This window comes from Cryobacterium sp. Hh7 (assembly GCF_004403155.1).
Taxonomy (GTDB): Bacteria; Actinomycetota; Actinomycetes; order Actinomycetales; family Microbacteriaceae; genus Cryobacterium; species Cryobacterium levicorallinum.
This window is the reverse complement of record NZ_SOHG01000030.1, coordinates 1-15,127: the sequence shown is the minus strand read 5'-3', so window position 1 is coordinate 15,127 and position 15,127 is coordinate 1. Positions and strand designations below refer to the sequence as shown.

At 67.3% G+C, this 15,127-nt stretch carries 16 protein-coding genes; 8 read left to right on the top strand and 8 right to left on the bottom strand.

Features of this window, described 5'->3' with window-relative positions; translation table 11 throughout:
* Positions 1-179: 179 nt before the first annotated feature.
* Both E3T43_RS10420 and E3T43_RS10415 read right to left on the bottom strand, forming a co-directional pair.
* Positions 180-1,634 (bottom strand): NAD(P)/FAD-dependent oxidoreductase, encoded by a 1,455-nt coding sequence (locus tag E3T43_RS10420; protein WP_241978928.1) that lies wholly within the window; start codon positions 1,632-1,634, stop codon positions 180-182.
* Positions 1,631-2,473 (bottom strand): UbiA family prenyltransferase, encoded by an 843-nt coding sequence (locus E3T43_RS10415; protein WP_134444144.1) that lies wholly within the window; start codon positions 2,471-2,473, stop codon positions 1,631-1,633. Before E3T43_RS10415 ends, E3T43_RS10420 begins: the two co-directional genes overlap by 4 nt.
* Before the next feature lie 173 nt (positions 2,474-2,646).
* Between E3T43_RS10415 and E3T43_RS10410 the strand changes: the two genes are divergently transcribed.
* From E3T43_RS10410 to E3T43_RS10400, 3 genes are all read left to right on the top strand, one after another.
* Positions 2,647-3,849 (top strand): pyridoxal phosphate-dependent aminotransferase, encoded by a 1,203-nt coding sequence (locus tag E3T43_RS10410; RefSeq protein ID WP_134466977.1) that lies wholly within the window; start codon positions 2,647-2,649, stop codon positions 3,847-3,849.
* Positions 3,850-3,928: 79 nt separating this feature from the next.
* The gene (locus tag E3T43_RS10405; protein ID WP_134472408.1) at positions 3,929-4,873 is read left to right on the top strand and encodes an ABC transporter ATP-binding protein; all 945 of its coding nucleotides are present in this window, start codon (positions 3,929-3,931) and stop codon (positions 4,871-4,873) included.
* Complete coding sequence (locus E3T43_RS10400) at positions 4,870-5,724, top strand: ABC transporter permease (RefSeq protein WP_134472407.1); 855 nt, start codon at positions 4,870-4,872, stop codon at positions 5,722-5,724. The genes E3T43_RS10405 and E3T43_RS10400 overlap by 4 nt, the downstream gene beginning before the upstream one ends.
* Positions 5,725-5,745: 21 nt before the next feature.
* Here the strand turns inward: E3T43_RS10400 and E3T43_RS10395 are convergent, their stop codons facing one another.
* Together E3T43_RS10395 and E3T43_RS10390 are read right to left on the bottom strand one after the other, a co-directional pair.
* Complete coding sequence (locus tag E3T43_RS10395; RefSeq protein ID WP_134472406.1) at positions 5,746-6,456, bottom strand: response regulator transcription factor; 711 nt, start codon at positions 6,454-6,456, stop codon at positions 5,746-5,748.
* Positions 6,453-7,895: an ATP-binding protein gene (locus E3T43_RS10390; RefSeq protein WP_134472405.1), complete on the bottom strand. Its 1,443-nt coding sequence runs from the start codon at positions 7,893-7,895 to the stop codon at positions 6,453-6,455. Before E3T43_RS10390 ends, E3T43_RS10395 begins: the two co-directional genes overlap by 4 nt.
* A gap of 113 nt (positions 7,896-8,008) precedes the next feature.
* Here E3T43_RS10390 and E3T43_RS10385 point away from each other — a divergent pair, with 113 nt between their 5' ends.
* Positions 8,009-9,541, top strand: coding sequence for a PspC domain-containing protein (locus tag E3T43_RS10385; RefSeq protein ID WP_166791304.1), 1,533 nt, complete (start codon positions 8,009-8,011; stop codon positions 9,539-9,541).
* A 9-nt stretch (positions 9,542-9,550) separates the two neighbouring features.
* Positions 9,551-9,964, top strand: a complete 414-nt coding sequence (locus E3T43_RS10380; RefSeq protein WP_134472403.1) for a hypothetical protein — start codon at positions 9,551-9,553, stop codon at positions 9,962-9,964.
* A 142-nt stretch (positions 9,965-10,106) separates the two neighbouring features.
* On the opposite strand, the gene E3T43_RS10375 is transcribed toward E3T43_RS10380, so the two are convergent.
* From E3T43_RS10375 to E3T43_RS10365, 3 genes are read right to left on the bottom strand one after another with little or no spacing between them, the layout of a single operon-like run.
* On the bottom strand, positions 10,107-11,270 hold the full coding sequence (locus tag E3T43_RS10375; protein WP_134472402.1) for a UDP-N-acetylmuramate dehydrogenase: 1,164 nt from the start codon (positions 11,268-11,270) through the stop codon (positions 10,107-10,109).
* 4 nt (positions 11,271-11,274) lie between these two features.
* Entirely contained in the window at positions 11,275-11,712 is a 438-nt protein-coding gene (locus tag E3T43_RS10370; RefSeq protein WP_134472401.1) for a MaoC family dehydratase, read from the bottom strand.
* On the bottom strand, positions 11,709-12,155 hold the full coding sequence (locus tag E3T43_RS10365) for a MaoC family dehydratase N-terminal domain-containing protein (protein ID WP_104132140.1): 447 nt from the start codon (positions 12,153-12,155) through the stop codon (positions 11,709-11,711). The genes E3T43_RS10370 and E3T43_RS10365 overlap by 4 nt, the downstream gene beginning before the upstream one ends.
* A gap of 71 nt (positions 12,156-12,226) precedes the next feature.
* Between E3T43_RS10365 and E3T43_RS10360 the strand changes: the two genes are divergently transcribed.
* Both E3T43_RS10360 and E3T43_RS10355 read left to right on the top strand, forming a co-directional pair.
* Positions 12,227-12,688, top strand: coding sequence for a GNAT family N-acetyltransferase (locus tag E3T43_RS10360; RefSeq protein ID WP_166791303.1), 462 nt, complete (start codon positions 12,227-12,229; stop codon positions 12,686-12,688).
* Positions 12,689-12,851: 163 nt separating this feature from the next.
* Positions 12,852-13,457, top strand: a complete 606-nt coding sequence (locus E3T43_RS10355) for a HEAT repeat domain-containing protein (protein ID WP_134472399.1) — start codon at positions 12,852-12,854, stop codon at positions 13,455-13,457.
* 53 nt (positions 13,458-13,510) lie between these two features.
* Here the strand turns inward: E3T43_RS10355 and E3T43_RS10350 are convergent, their stop codons facing one another.
* On the bottom strand, positions 13,511-14,407 hold the full coding sequence (locus tag E3T43_RS10350) for a carbohydrate kinase family protein (RefSeq protein ID WP_241978927.1): 897 nt from the start codon (positions 14,405-14,407) through the stop codon (positions 13,511-13,513).
* A 239-nt stretch (positions 14,408-14,646) separates the two neighbouring features.
* Between E3T43_RS10350 and E3T43_RS10345 the strand changes: the two genes are divergently transcribed.
* Positions 14,647-14,949, top strand: coding sequence for a putative quinol monooxygenase (locus E3T43_RS10345; RefSeq protein WP_134444162.1), 303 nt, complete (start codon positions 14,647-14,649; stop codon positions 14,947-14,949).
* Positions 14,950-15,127: the final 178 nt, after the last annotated feature.

Below are 15,127 nucleotides of genomic sequence, written 5' to 3'. Positions count from 1 at the left end.
GCGATTTACCACTCAGAAAAAGGCGCAGAAAAGCACGGCAGAATTCAACTACCTTGAACCAGTCTAGGTCACGGACCGGCCACTGTAAAGCTGAGACGAGTTCGCGCCGAAGTACGATCCTTGTTCCAGTGCTAGCTTGGCACACTCTCGCGGTCGGCGGGATTGCGACCGGCGACGGGTCAGTGGCCGTCCAGCCGGCCGATCAGCTTGTGCATCGCGGTCATGGCTCCCCCGAGCACGGCCGGGATACCGCCGCCGGGGTGCACCGAGGCGCCCACCCGCCAGAGCCACGGGTGCGCCCGGCTGGTATACCCGGGTCGGTGGAACGGGCCGCTCTGCCAGAGTGGAGTGGTCGCGCCATACAGCGCACCCCCCGCGGAGCCCCAGCCGGCGAAGTAGCGCGGGTCGAGCACGACGTGGTCTCGGAACAGCTCGGTGATGGGCCGGTCCAGTCCCACTGCGGAGCTGACCCGGGCCATCTCGTTGGCGACCCAGGGAGTGTCGAGATCGTAGTGTCGGCCGTCGGCAGGCGCGGTGAGGAGCACGGCTACCGTCGGCCGATCGTTGGGATAGATCTCGTTCGGGCGGTAATAGTTCAGGAACGCCATGGTCTGCTCCGGAGCGACGCCGGCGTCCAGGCTGCGGTGCAGCGCGGCCGGGTCGTCGGGCAGCACCACAGAATGGGTGGCCGTCCCTGCGGGCAGGGGCGTTGCGAGTGACGCGTAGACGGCCACTCCGGAGCAGGACAGCGACCGCGGTCGCGCTTTCGGCCGTCCAAGGAGCTCGTCGAGCACGCCCCGGTCAAGCCCGCTCACGATCACGTCTGCCGGGTAGGTCGCCGAAGTCGTCGACACGAGTCCGTTGCGCACAGCCGTGACGGGCTCGCCCGTGTGCACCTGTGCGCCCGCGTGGAGTGCCAGCCGATGCAGCGCCAGCGGAAGCTCATTGACTCCGCCTTCGGGGACCCAGACGCCATCGGTGGCCATGATGGCCGGCATGCTCGCATACAGCGCGAGGGTCTGCCGGGGCGAGACGCCCGCGTTAAGGGTGTGGATGGCGATGACCTCACGCAGTCCGTCGGGCATCCAGGTCAAGCCATCGAGAAAGCCCCGAGTGGTCAGCCGTCTGCCGTAGAGGCGGAATACCCGGCGCACGGCCGGGAGCGACGCCGGGCTGGCTGGGTCGGCGGTGAGCATGCTCGTGACTTCGGGTCCCAACCCACCGTGCTCGCGTTCGAACCGGGTCCAGGCCGCATGCCACGGATGCCCCGGCGGCACCGGCAGGGTGACGCTGTCACCGGCATAGAAATACCGACCGACTTCGGGCAGTTTCTTCAGGGTCAGCGCGGCGACCGCCGCGGCCTCGGCGGGAGCGGCCCGCCGGGCGCCGATGGCGTCGTAACGGGCAAGCAATTCCTCCCACACCGGGGGGAAGGTGACCAGAGCCGGCCCTGTATCCACGCGCTGCCCGTCGATCTCTAGGCGTCGGCTCTTTCCTCCGATCCAGTCGGATCCTTCCAGCACGGTCACCGAGTGCCCGGCGCGGGCCAGCAGAGCGGCGGCGGTCAATCCACCAATGCCGGCACCGAGCACGACGATGCGCCGGGGAGTCGGTGGCATGCGGGATCGCTTCATGGATACGTTCCTAACAGAATGGCGGCCACGACCTGGGCTCCGGCGACGGAACCAGCAACGTAGGGGAAGATGATCGAGTACCGATAAAGTCTGTGCGCCGTGGCGGGTGTTGGGTCACGCCCCAACGACCACACCAGCCAGCCGGCGATGAGCGCGTTCACCAGCGCTACCGGCCAGTTGATGAGGGCGAAACCGACGGTGGACAGTGCCCACCAGATGGCGCTCCACACCGTGGCGCCGCGCGCGCCGAGATGCACCGCAGTGGTGTGAATACGCGCAGCGCGGTCCTCGTCGATGTCCTGCACCGCGTCGTAGGTGTGTTTGGCGACGCTCCAGGCCATCAGCCCGATCGCCGCCCACCAGATCGGCTGCTCACCGACGGCGAGCGGCACGAACACCAGCGGAAAGGCATACGCGGCGTTACTCAGCGAATCCAAGTAGCGCCGAGCTTTGAAGCGCAGCGGGGGCATCGAGTAGAAGACGAAGATGACCGAGTACGCCGCGATCCAGGCCAGCGCTGCAGGCGGCAGCGTGACCATAAAAAAGACCAGGAAGGGCACGTTGGTCAGGAGGACGCCGAGCACGATCGGGCGGGTCTCCGAGCCGAGGATTCGAGCACCCTCGTGTCCACCCTTGCGGGCGTTCTGGGCATCCGTTTCTTGGTCGAAGATGTCGTTCACGCCGTAGATCAGCAGGTTGAACGGCAGGGTCACCCAGAGCAGAAGGGGCAGCACGTCCCAGCGCCATAAATCGCCGAGGAGCCACATTCCGATGACGGTGGTGCCGATGGTGTTCACCCACAGCACCGGTCGGGAGATTTGAACCAGGCGCGTAAGCATTTTCTCACTCTAGCTAGCTCGGCGAGAGATCTCGCTACGAGGCCACACGCCGCCCCGCCGAAACGATGGTCGAGCAGCACCGCGGCCCCGTCAGGACTTCAGAAGGAGCGGATCGGCCGACCAAGAGTGCTCCCACTGACCGACTCCCGGGAGGGGATGGCTAAACTCAACGTGTGGCTCACGAACTCAAGCGAATTTCTACCCGCATCGGCTCGATCGCGGAGTCGGCGACCCTCAAGGTCGACGGCAAGGCCAAGGCGTTACAGGCGGCCGGACGGCCGGTGATCAGCTTCGCGGCGGGGGAACCCGACTTTCTGACGCCCGAGCACATCGTCGAGGCCGCTTTGGTCGCCGTGCGTGACCCGAAGAACTACCGCTACACCCCGGCAGCCGGTCTTCCCGATTTGCGCGAGGCCATTGCGGCGAAAACCCTGCGCGACAGCGGACTCGCGGTATCGCCGAGCCAGGTCGTGGTGACCAACGGTGGCAAGCAGGCCGTCTATCAGGCCTTCGCCACCCTGCTCGATCCGGGCGACGAGGTCATTGTGCCGACTCCGTACTGGACCACCTACCCCGAGGCCATCCGCCTGGCCGGTGGCGTGCAGATCGACGTATTCGCCGGCAGCGACCAGGGCTACCTGGTGACCGTCGAACAGCTCGAGGCCGCGCGCACCCCGCGCAGCAAGGTGCTGTTGTTCGTCTCACCGTCGAACCCCACCGGAGCGGTCTACTCCCCGGAGCAAACCCGAGCCATCGGTCAGTGGGCCGAGGACAACGGGCTCTGGGTCATCTCCGACGAGATCTACCAGAACCTCACCTATGACGGCGTGCGTGCGGTCTCGATCGTCGAGGCTGTTCCGGCCTTGGCCGACCGCACCATTCTGGTCAACGGGGTCGCCAAAACCTACGCCATGACCGGCTGGCGCCTGGGGTGGATGGTTGGCCCCGCTGACGCCATCAAGGCCGCGGCGAACCTGCAGTCGCATCTCTCCTCGAACGTGTCGAACATCTCGCAGCGCGCCGGCATCGCTGCGCTGAACGGCCCCCAGGAGGCCGCTGAGGCTATGCGCGTTGCCTTCGATCGCCGCCGCAAGCTCATCGTCGCCGAGCTGAACAAGATCCCCGGTGTGGTTACCCCCACCCCGCAGGGCGCCTTCTACGTCTACCCCGACGTCACCGGCCTGCTCGGCCGCTCGTGGGGCGGAGCCACACCGACGTCCTCGCTCGAACTGGCCGACCTCATCCTCGATCAGGCCGAGGTGGCGGTCGTTCCCGGTGAGGCCTTCGGACCGAGCGGGTTCCTGCGCATGTCCTACGCGCTCGGCGACGATGCCCTCCTCGAGGGAATCCAGCGTCTGCAGCGGCTGTTCGCCTAGTACGGCATCCGTCGACTGATGAATGAGGGAGACAACCATCGGAGGAGGTACCGGGGCGCGGAAGTGAGATCATGAATCCATGACAGCCACACCCCCGGTCGTGCAGGTGCGCGACCTGCAGAAATCGTATGGCAGTGTCGAGGCCGTGCGCGGCGTGAGCTTCTCGATCGAGGCCGGGGAAACCTTCGCCCTGCTCGGCCCGAATGGCGCCGGCAAGAGCACGACGATCGAGATTCTCGAGGGCTACCGTGACCGTTCCGGCGGTGAGGTGAGCGTGCTAGGCATTGATCCGCACCGCGGCGGCCTGGATTGGAAGGCCCGCATCGGCATTGTGCTGCAGACCAGCAACGAGAGCGGCAATGCGACCGTGACCGAGCAGCTGCGCCACTTCGCCGGGTTCTATCCCCATCCCCGCGACGTCGACGAGGTCATCGACGCGGCGGGTCTGCGCGAGAAGGCGAAAACCCGCATCAGCAAGCTTTCCGGCGGGCAGCGCCGCCGAGTGGATGTCGCCCTCGGCATTATCGGACGCCCCGAGCTGCTGTTTCTCGACGAACCGACCACAGGCTTCGACCCCGAAGCCCGGCATCAGTTTTGGAACCTGATTCGCGGACTCAAGGCGGAAGGCACCACCATCCTGCTGACAACCCACTACCTCGACGAGGCCGCGCAACTGGGTGACCGTGCCGGAATCATCGTCGGTGGCCGGCTCATCGACATCGGCCCGCTCGACACAATCGGCGGAGCGGATGCCCGCGTTCCGGTCGTGCGCTGGCGTGACGGCAACGGATTGGTGCGCGAGGAGCGCACGAGCCGCCCGGCGCAGGTCGTGGCGGACCTGGTCGCCAGCGGCAAGGGCGCCGAACTCGAAGGTCTTGAGGTGATCCGACCAAGCCTCGAAGACGTGTACCTGTCCCTCGTGCGCGGTCACGAAGCGACGGCCGCCGGGAACGAAGCTGCCACATCCGCCCCTGAGGTTCGGCCCGATCCAAGCCGGCTCACCGACAAGGACCTGCGAGCATGAGCGCCACGATGATGAGCACCCTCCCGCAGCACACAGCTCCGAGCACGCTCGCGCTGGGCCTGTCCCGCATTGGCTATGAAACACGCCTGTACTTTCGCTCCCCCGACACCCTGTTGTTCACGTTCTTTTTCCCCTTCATCATGCTTGGCATTTTCACTGCCGCGTTCAGCTCCTCCGGAAATATCGGTGCCAATCCCGACGGTACCGGCGGCGTCAGCGTGGGCGCCTACTACCTGCCCGGAATGCTCGCCGCCGGCATGCTTCTCTCCGGTGTGCAGAACCTCGCCGTCGATATCGCCGGCGAGAAAAGCGACGGCACCCTCAAACGCCTGGGCGGCACGCCGCTGTCCCCGCTGAGCTATTTCCTCGGCAAGATCGGACAGGTGTTCGTCACCGCAATTCTTCAGGCCGGCCTCCTGCTTCTCGTGGCGCGGCTGGTGTTCGATATCGCACTGCCGAGCGAACCGGAGAAGTGGGCAACCTTCGCCTGGGTTTTTGTGTTCGGCGTGATCACGAGTGCGTTTCTCGGCATCGCTCTGTCGGCGGTGCCTCGGTCGGGGCGCAGCGCCACGGCCGTTGTGGCTCCCGTGGTGCTCGTGCTGCAGTTCATCTCGGGCGTCTACCTGCAGTTCACGACGCTGCCCGAGTGGATGCAGAACCTGGCGAGCATTTTTCCGCTCAAATGGATGGCGCAGGGCATGCGTTCTGTCTTTCTTCCGGAAAGCTTCGCTGCTGCCGAGCAGAGCGGCACCTGGGATTTGCCCTGGGTGGCCGGCGCCCTCGGCGTCTGGCTGGTGCTGGGGCTCGTGCTGAGCCGGGTGACGTTTCGTTGGATTCGACGCGACGCGTGAGCCTGGCCTGACGCCCGGGCGCTACAGCAGTTTGCGCGCGAGCGCCCAGGCCGTCAGTTCGTGGCGGCTGGACAGTTGCAATTTGCGCAGCACGGCGGACACGTGGGTTTCCACGGTCTTGGCGGCGATGAAGAGGGTGCTCGCGACTTCTTTGTAGCTGTAGCCGCGGGCGATGAGGCGCATCACCTCGGTCTCGCGGGCGGAGAGCCGGTCGAGTTCCTCCGTGGTTTCGGCGGTCTCGCCGGCGACGGCGCCGAAGGCGTCGAGCACGAACCCGGCCAGGCGCGGCGAGAACACGGCATCACCCTCGGCGACGCGGCGGGCGGCCTCGGAGACCTCGGCCCCGGAGGCGCTCTTGGTGATGTAGCCGCGGGCACCGGCCCGAATGACGCTCACCACGTCGTCGGCGGCATCCGACACACTGAGCGCCAGAAACAGGGTGTGCAGGGCGTGCGGCGCCGCCTCGCGAATGACTTCGGCGCCGCCCCCGCCGCGGCCGCCGGGCAGGTGCACGTCGAGCAGCACGACTCGCGGCTGAAGTTCGATCACGCTCAAGATCGCGGCGTCGACCGTCGCCGCCTCACCAAGCACGACGATGTTCGCGTCGAGCTCGGCGCGCAGCCCCGAACGGAAGATGGAGTGATCGTCGACGATGAGTACGGGCAGGCCAGCGGATGCCGCGGCCGGCGTTGTGGCCGCAGGGCCGCTTTGGCTCGGGTCATGGTTGGTCATCGCACGCTCGTTTCGGTGTGCTGCTCATCATTCGTCTGCGTGGCGGCCGCAGCGGGCAGGGTCAGCAGAATCTCGGTTCCGGTGCCGCCGGGGCCCGGGCGCACGGCGGCGTTGCCACCAGCCCGGCGCATCCGCCCGAGAATGGATTCGCGCACGCCGAGCCGATCTTTGGAAATCTGGTCAAGCCGAAAGCCTGGCCCGCGGTCGGTCACGCTGAGTTCAACACCCCGGGCGCCGGTCTCGAGATACACCGATACCGCTCCGCCGGCATGCCGAGCCGCATTGAGCATGGCCTCACGGGCGGCGGCGGCGAGTGCTTCTCGGGCGTCGGCAGACGGCGAGTCGGAGCTGCCGGCCGATCCCACGCCCATACCCGCTCCGACCGTCACCACCTCGAAATGCACTGCGAAGTCCTCTTCGATCTCGCCCGCGATGCGGCGCAGCGCGGTGGCAAGGTCGGTCTCCGGTTCGCCGCTGCCGCCGCGAGTTCCGGTGAACAGCCACTCGCGCAGTTCGCGTTCCTGAGCCCGAGCGAGCCGCGCGACGTCACTGTGCGGGCCAGCCTTCTGCTGAATGAGCGCGAGAGTCTGCAGCACGGAGTCGTGCAGGTGCGCGGCAATGTCGGCCCGCTCGGCCTCGCGCGCCCGCGCGGCGCGTTCGTCGGCGAGGTCGCTCCACAGGCGCAGCAGCCACGGAGCGGTCACCACTGCCACTCCCAGCAAAACGGATGCCGCCGCCAAAATAACCGTCCACGCGTTCGGGTTGGTGCCGGTCACGAAAAATAACAGAATGCCGACGGCGACCAGCACGAGCGCCCCGAGAATGCGCACGAGCAACGCCGAGGATTGCTGCGCCGCACCACTGCGAATGTCAGCGAACTGGCGCCAGGCCAGCGCGGTTCCGGCGAGTACGACAATCGCGGGAACCACCACGGCGAGCGGAATGTCGGCGCCGAGGCGGCTCGCTACGAGGGCACCGCCGGCGGCCAGCAGGGCGAGCCCGAGCAGGATTTCGGTGACGGGCGCGGCGCGCGCGGAGTCGGCATCCGTTTTAACGGCGGGCCCAACGGGACTGGCGAACCGGGAGCCGCCGGGTGACACAGCATAGGGTGACACAACATAGGGCGACACAACATAGGGCGACACGACACCGGGAACCGCGGCGGAGCTGGCCAGGGGCGCCAGGCCGCCGGGTGACACCGACGAGACGCGACTTGCTCGGGCCAGGCTCGACTTGGGCAGCGGGTCGGCGTCCACCCCGCCCGACGGAACCGTGCCCCAGAGCCACGCATAGAGCAGCACGCCGAAACCGCCGCAGAGGCTCAGCAGCACGGTCAGCAACCGAACGGTGGCCACCGGAAAACCGGTGTGCTCGGCGAACCCCGCGCACACGCCGCCCACCAGGCGCAGCCGGGGCCGAGTCATCCGTTCTGTTCTCACGTGTTTATCCAAGCACGCCCCACCGACACCACGGAACCCGCGCAGAATCAATCAGGGTTCAATCAGGGTCATCCCCCATGGCCGCGGTTTGGGCGCGCTGCCAGACTCGAATCATGACCGACGCACCGAGGGCCCAAACACCTCACCCCGACCAAATCACCCGATTCTTCGACTGGATTCGCGGAAGCGGACTGGGCCGTGACGGCGACCGCTGGATCGCCGGCGTCTGCGGTGGCATCGCCGCCCGCACCGGGCTTGACCCACTGATCGTGCGCGGCATCGCCGTCGTGATCGCCATCCTCGGCGGCCCCGTCGTTTTCGCCTACGCCGTGGGCTGGGCGCTCATGCCGCGCGGCGCCGGCCGCATCTACGCCGAAGAGGCCCTCCGCGGCCGGTTCCAACCCGCAATGATCGCCATCGGAGCGCTGCTCCTGGTCACGGTCGTGCCGCTGTTCCGCGGCTTGTGGTGGAACGGCCCGACCGGATTCTGGGCCGTCCCCGACTGGCTCAACGGCATCTTCTCCTTCGGCTGGGGCCTGGCCGTTCTGACCGGCATCGTCTGGCTGATCGTGTATCTGGTGCGCCGCGCCAGGAAACCCGGCAGCACTGGCCCCGGGTTCGGCCCGTTCGCTCCCCCGGCCGGCCCGTTCGGCCCGGGCAGTGTCTACGATCCGAAACCGCCGTCGGGCACCGGCTACAGCCCGCAAACGGATGCCCCGGCCCCGCCGACAGCGACCAGCGCGTCCACCGAAACCGACCAGAGCAGCGCCCCGAGCACCGCAACGGCAACCGCGCCGACGCTCGCCTTCGCGGCCACGCCGGCTTCGACCCAGAACCCGTTCGTCACCGGCGCAGCCCCGGTCGGTGCAACTTATCCGCCGGCCAACCCGTACGCATCGGACTCGGCCCAGAACATCCGCTCGCAGCAGAATCGGGACTGGCAGGAGCAGAACCGCGCCCGCCAGGCTGCCCACCGTGCCCGGGTGCGTGCCCGCCGTCCCGGCGCCGGCTACAGCGCCATCGTGCTGGGGCTTGCTCTGGCCACGGGCGCGGTTGCCGCCGGTGTGTACTCGACCGGCGTCTGGTCGCAGGATGCAATTTTGCTCGGTGTCGCCTTCGCCCTCGGAGTGCTCGCGCTCGGCATCGTGATCGCCGGAATCCGCGGCCGCACCGACGGCGCCATGGGCGGGTTCGCCTTTCTGGCCGCGGCCACCCTGGTCGTGCTCGGCGTGTTTCCGCAGGGCACCCAATTCACTGCGGTCGGCGACACCGTCTGGCCGCTCAGCACCAATGACGCCGCCGTTGACTCGTCGACGAGCTACGTCATGGTTGCCGGGGAGTCCACGCTCGACCTGAGTGATTTCGACAACCCGGGGCTGGACGAGGATCGCATCTTCGACGTCTGGCTCGTGGCCGGCGTCACCAATATTCAACTCCCGACGGATGCCCCGGTGCGCGTCGAAACGCACTCACTGGTCGGCGGCGTGGAGTACTCGGGTCGGGCGGTGGACGCGGAGAACGGTGAGCGCACCGGAGTATTCGCCTCCGATCAGCGCACCTTCAACGCGAGCAGCCGCAGCGACGGCCCGCTGCTGCGCATCTGGACCATCGCCGGCGTCGTCACGCTCGATTCCTCCAACAACTAGGACCTCACAATGACCACTCCACTTTCTCCCGCGAACTCCGGATCCGACCACTCTGACGCACCGACCGAGGTCTTCGCCGCAAATTCGCCGGCAGGCGACACGCCCGCCACCGAAGCAAACCCGACCGCGCCTTACGCCGCCGCGGCCAGCCCCGCACCGGAGTCCGACCCGACGCCGAGCTTCTTCAGCCCGAACCAGGCCGCGCCGTTCGGCGAGGCGACACCATCCGCTCCCCGCTTGCGCCCCCGCTTCGGCACGATCCTCTGGGGCATTCTGCTGCTGGCGTTCGCGACTTACATGGTCGTGTTCACCCTGCTTCCGGTGCCGCCGGATCCCACGCTGTGGCTCCTCGGCGGCGTGATCGCGGTCGGGCTGGGCCTCGTCGTGGCCGGCATCGCGGCCGCAGCGCGTCGCGCCGACTGACCGGCCGCGTAAGGCGCCCTCACATCACCGAGCCGTGAGTTCACGTCACCCAGCCGTGAGTTTGAGCCCGTTTTTCGCGCAGAATGGGCTCAAACTCACGGCTCGGTGGAAGAAGGGGCGGCCGCCCCTGGCCGACTCGAAGCTAGAGCGTCAGGCCGACCAGAACCGGTTCGGGCTGCAGATTCACGCCGAATTCGGCCTGCACCCGGCCGAGTACGTAGCGGGCCAGTTGGGCCACCTCTTCGGCGGTCGCGCCGCCCGTGTTCGTCAAGGCGAGGGTGTGTTTGCTCGACACGGCCGCCTTCGACCCGGGCAGCCGGAACCCGCGGGAAACGCCGGACTGCTCGATCAGCCAGGCAGCACTGAGCTTGACCAGGCGTACCGGTTCCGCGCCGGGAATCGGCCCGACACCCAGATATTCCTCAATGGGAATAACTCGGTCCGGCAGCTCCGTCGTCATCGGCCACTGGGGCGCCGTTGCCGGCAGGGAACGCGCAAACGCCTCGGTCACGATCGGGTTGGTGAAAAAGGATCCGGCGCTATGCGTGTCGGGGTCACTCGGGTCGAGAACCATACCCTTGCCGGCCCGCAGGGCCAGCACCGTGTCGCGCACGGTCTGCAGCGGCACGCGATCGCCGAGCTGCACCCCGAGCGCACCGGCGAGTTGGGCATATTTCAGCGGCTGACCGAGCGTACTGCCCAAAACGGATGCCTCGGCGGCGGTATCGTGCAGCTCCAGTTCAATCGCCAGGACAACTCCGCGCAAGCCCTGTTTGAGCACCGAGGTGCGGTAGCCGAGGCCGAGCTCGGCCCGTTCGAGGCGTTCGACCTCGCCGGTTTCATAGGAGAGAAAGTCAATCGCGACGAGGCTGTCCGAGATTTCCTGCCCGTAGGCACCGATGTTCTGCACCGGCGCGGCACCACACGATCCGGGAATGCCAGAGAGCGCCTCAATACCGGCCCAGCCGTGCTGGACGGCATAGGCGACCAGCTCGTCCCAGGGCTCGCCGGCCTGCACGCGCAGCCGCACGCGGTCTGCGGGACCGGCGCCAGCGGCATCCGCTTCGATGGAATCATCGAGCACCTGGATGCCGCGGGTCACCACGTGAATGACGATGCCGTCGAAGCCGTCGTCGGCGACGACGGTGTTGGATCCGCCACCGAGCAGCAGCCAGTTTTCGTCCATGCCCCAAACAACGAGGGTTTCGTTGATGAGGTCCTGCTCGGTGACCGGTGCCACCCGTGCTGCGGGCGGGCCGCCAACACGAAAGGTGGTGAGCGTGCTCAGGGCAACAGGTTCAATCATGCGTTCAGGCCAGGTTGACGCGCGCCTGCGCCTTGCCGAGAACGGTCGCGCCGTTGAAGGTCACGGTCAGGTCGATACGGGCCACACTCGCCTCGACATCGAGCGCGCCGACTTTGGCGACCACCATCACGACGGCGCCGACGGTGGCGTCAACGAAGACCGGACGGGTGAATCGCACCTGATAATCGACGACGCGGGCCGGGTCGCCAGCCCAGTCGACGACGGGCTGCACGGCCAGACCCATGGTGAGCATGCCGTGGGCGAGCACGCCCGACAGACCCACCGACTGCGCCACATCGTCGCGGTAATGAATGGGGTTGAAATCGCCGGATGCCCCGGCGTAACGCACGAGCGAATCGCGCGTCAGCGAGAAACTCGCCTCGGCGACGACGCTGCCGACCTCGAGGTCGGCCACTGACCTGATAGATGAGGCGGGGATCATTCGTCTCCCCTGACGACGAGGGTGGAGGTGGCGGTCACAACGTGGCCGCCGGTCGCATCGACGATGGTGGACTCGGCCGTCACCATCGAATGACCGCCCAGCGACTTGATGCTCGTGACCGCGAGGGTCGCCGTGAGCTCATCACCGGCCACGATCGGCCGGGTGTAGCTGAAGCGCTGATCGCCGTGCACGACCCGGGTGAAGTCGATGCCGCCATCCGGTTCGGCCAACAGCTGGGCCAGGGTGGCCTCCTGCAGGACCACAGCGAACGTGGGCGGGGCGACGACGTCGGCGTGGCCGGCCGCGCGGGCCGCTTCGGGATCGTGGTTGATCGGGTTGGTCGCGAACACGGCGCGGGAGAATTCGCGCACCTTTTCGCGGCCGACAAGATACGGTGCGACCGGCGGAAAGACCCGCCCCTGCAACTCTGGGTTCACTGACACCCGTCGAGTCTACTAAGTACACTCCCGCGGCCGGTCACGAGCACGCCTCGCCAGGGCGCACACTTGTAACCGTGAAATGTGTATCCGTGCGCCTCGGTGATCCCGAGGTTGCCCCCCTTCTGCTTGACCTGCACCGTGAATATGAAACCCGATACGGCACGGGCGATTCCGTGCACGACGTCGACGGCACCGAGTTTGATCCACCCTTCGGCGGCTTCCTTGTGCTGGTCGACGGCGACACGACCGTCGCCGGTGGCGGCCTGCACCGGTTCAACGCCACGACCGCCGAGGTCAAGCGCATGTGGACCAACCCCTCCTTTCGCCGCCAGGGCCACGCGAAAACAATTCTGCGCGAACTCGCGATTCTGGCGCTCGGCCTCGGCTATGAGCGGATGCGCCTGGAAACCGGCTACGCCCAGCCCGAAGCGCTCGCCCTCTACCGCGGCCTCGGCTTCACCGAGATCGGCAACTACGGCATCTACGAGCACGCTTCCGGCTTCGAGCTCGACCTTTGCCCCGAACCGGCGTCGTAGCGCCCAACGTCGCGGGCCGACAGAAGTCCGCCCGCGGAATCCTGTGCTTGTCGACGAGGACCGCCCACCACCGACGCCGGTTCCGCACGATTCGCCGGTAGATCGCCGTCAGGGAACGGTTTCGATGGCTCAGGGCGCGCCGGGGAGGTAGCGTTAGAGGGCTATGCAAAACAAATTGACTCCGCACCCCGACCTTCCGATCGACAGCCCGACCGAGGAACGCATTCGCGCCGCCGTCGCGCACTACGGCGAGAGCGTCGTCATCGACAATTCCGTGGCCCTGCTTCGCGCCAAGAACGCCGGAAAAGACTTTCTGCTCTACGCCGGCGGGCGCCACGCTCTCGGCATCCTCGAAGGCGCTCCGGCCCTGTACTGGCCTGAGCTGTGGGGCGCCCGCGCTCTGCTGCACGTCTGGGGCGAGCAGGCGGCGCCGTACATCGTCGTCGGACTCAACAACCAGGCCTGGCGGGTGCGCGAAATGTGCGCCAAAGTCGTGCTGCTGCGCGGCCTTCAGGTCGTGCCCAAGCTCGTGCGCCTCACGACCGACGAGCACCCCCGCGTGCGCGCCGCCGCCCTGCACGCCCTCGCCGACCAGGGCACCACCGCCAACATTGCCACGATCGAGGTGCGCCTGCGCGACCCCGACAAGGAGGTGCGCCGCGCGGCCCAGCAGGCCCGCGACGCGATTCGCACCCGGCTGAAGTTCACCGATCCGGTTCCTGAGACGAGCACCGAAACGAGCGCGCCTAAAACAAGCACCGAGGCGTAAGCGCGGCGCGGCGCCGAACGAGCAGTCCGTCGCAGCATCCGCTCTGCCGGAGGTCACGGGCGTCGGAGCAGGGCGCCCTCCTGCCGGCAGGTCGCCGCGGCGGTGAACATGGCGTCGGTCAGCAGAGCCTGCCAGCCGGCGGCATCCTGTGGCACACCGCCGTGAACGATGGTGCAAACGGATGCCGCGAGCGTCGCGTCCCCGGCACCCATCGTGTCGACGATCGGGCCGTCAAGCTCAGCGATCGGCACACTGACCAGCTCATGTTGGCCGACGGCCACCGACGCGCCGAGGCGCCCGGCCGTCGCGAGCACGGTACCCGCCCCGGCGTCAACTAGGCGGGCCCGCAGCTCCTCGAGGCTGCTGTCGTAGAGCAGGTCGGCGTCTTCGTCGCCCACCTTCACGAGCAGGCTGCGAGCAGCGAGTGCCTCGAAGTTACGCACAAACCGCGGCCCGTCGCGCAGCATGCCGGCGCGGGGATTGGGGTCGATCACGAGGCGCTTCTTCGGGTCGCTCACACAGGCTGCGAACGCCTCGGTCTGATCGGTATCGTCGAACGGAAAACAGCTCACGACGACCAGCTCGGCGTCGTCGAGCGCGGCCCGCTCGGCAGCCCCGAACTCGATGCGGCGCGCTTTCGCGGCGTCGTTGAAGAAGTAACGCGGTTCGCCGTCGGTGCGGTCCGAAACCGCCCGGGACGATCCGAGCGGGCCCGGTGTCGCGATCAGTTGCACCCCATGCTGTTCCAAAAACGCCCGGATCACGGCGCCATCGGCATCCTCACCGACCATCGCGATCAGAGTCGTGGGCACGCCGAGCACGGCCAGCCCGACCGCCACATTGAGAGCGGCGCCCCCGGCAAACTCGCGGCTCGCCTCCGAATCACGCAGCACGTCGATCAGCGCGTCGCCAACGACGACGACACGGGTGGGAGCGTTCAGTCCAGGCACGAGGTCCAATCTTGTCGCACGCCGCAGACGGCGAGCGCACAGGGAGGTGGTCGCACCGATTGTCAGGGGCAATCCACCGTGATTTTGCGTGCCTTGACTCTATAGTAAAAGTTCTGCCCTGATTGATTGAGTGGCGGCCGAGGCAGGTCCGGGCCGCTCACACCGCTAACCCCCTGGAAAGTTACACCCATGATTCTCACAACGGATGCCGCGACGACAGTGACCGAAGCGAGCGCGGCATGAGCGGTGCCGTGATCGCCCTCTACGCCGAGTTCACAGCCCTGCCCGGTCAAGAGACGGAAGTCGCTCATTTGCTGCGCGAGCTCACCGCGCACGTGCGCCGGGAAGCCGGTTGCGTCCGCTTCGACCCGCATCAGCTGGAAACCAATCCGGCGGCGTTCTTCGTCTATGAGGAATACCGCGACCTCGCCGCGTTCGACGCCCACCGTGCCGCCGCCTATGGCGCCGAGTTCAACCGCGCGCTCGGACCGATCATCGAGGGCGACGGCTCGACCCTGACCTTTCTGGCCCCACTGGTCTGAATCCCGGCCCGGGCGTCACACAAAAACAGCCGACAGAAGGAGTCAGTCTCCTTCTGCCGGCTGGTGTCGATGCTACTGGCTAGGAGTCTGCTGAACAACTTTGGGTGTGGTTTCGCCTTTTTAAGGCGCGCCTGCCGGGGGTTGGCTCGTGGTCGTTAAGACTGGGGTGATGCAGGGT

Coding starts and splice junctions, on each gene's coding strand:
- E3T43_RS10400 (WP_134472407.1), top strand. CDS start 4,870: ATGAGCGCCACGATGATGAGCACCCTCCCGCAGCACACAGCTCCGAGC.
- E3T43_RS10415 (WP_134444144.1), bottom strand. CDS start 2,473: ATGCTTACGCGCCTGGTTCAAATCTCCCGACCGGTGCTGTGGGTGAAC.
- E3T43_RS10355 (WP_134472399.1), top strand. CDS start 12,852: ATGCAAAACAAATTGACTCCGCACCCCGACCTTCCGATCGACAGCCCG.
- E3T43_RS10420 (WP_241978928.1), bottom strand. CDS start 1,634: ATGAAGCGATCCCGCATGCCACCGACTCCCCGGCGCATCGTCGTGCTC.
- E3T43_RS10395 (WP_134472406.1), bottom strand. CDS start 6,456: ATGACCAACCATGACCCGAGCCAAAGCGGCCCTGCGGCCACAACGCCG.
- E3T43_RS10380 (WP_134472403.1), top strand. CDS start 9,551: ATGACCACTCCACTTTCTCCCGCGAACTCCGGATCCGACCACTCTGAC.
- E3T43_RS10345 (WP_134444162.1), top strand. CDS start 14,647: ATGAGCGGTGCCGTGATCGCCCTCTACGCCGAGTTCACAGCCCTGCCC.
- E3T43_RS10405 (WP_134472408.1), top strand. CDS start 3,929: ATGACAGCCACACCCCCGGTCGTGCAGGTGCGCGACCTGCAGAAATCG.
- E3T43_RS10370 (WP_134472401.1), bottom strand. CDS start 11,712: ATGATCCCCGCCTCATCTATCAGGTCAGTGGCCGACCTCGAGGTCGGC.
- E3T43_RS10385 (WP_166791304.1), top strand. CDS start 8,009: ATGACCGACGCACCGAGGGCCCAAACACCTCACCCCGACCAAATCACC.
- E3T43_RS10375 (WP_134472402.1), bottom strand. CDS start 11,270: ATGATTGAACCTGTTGCCCTGAGCACGCTCACCACCTTTCGTGTTGGC.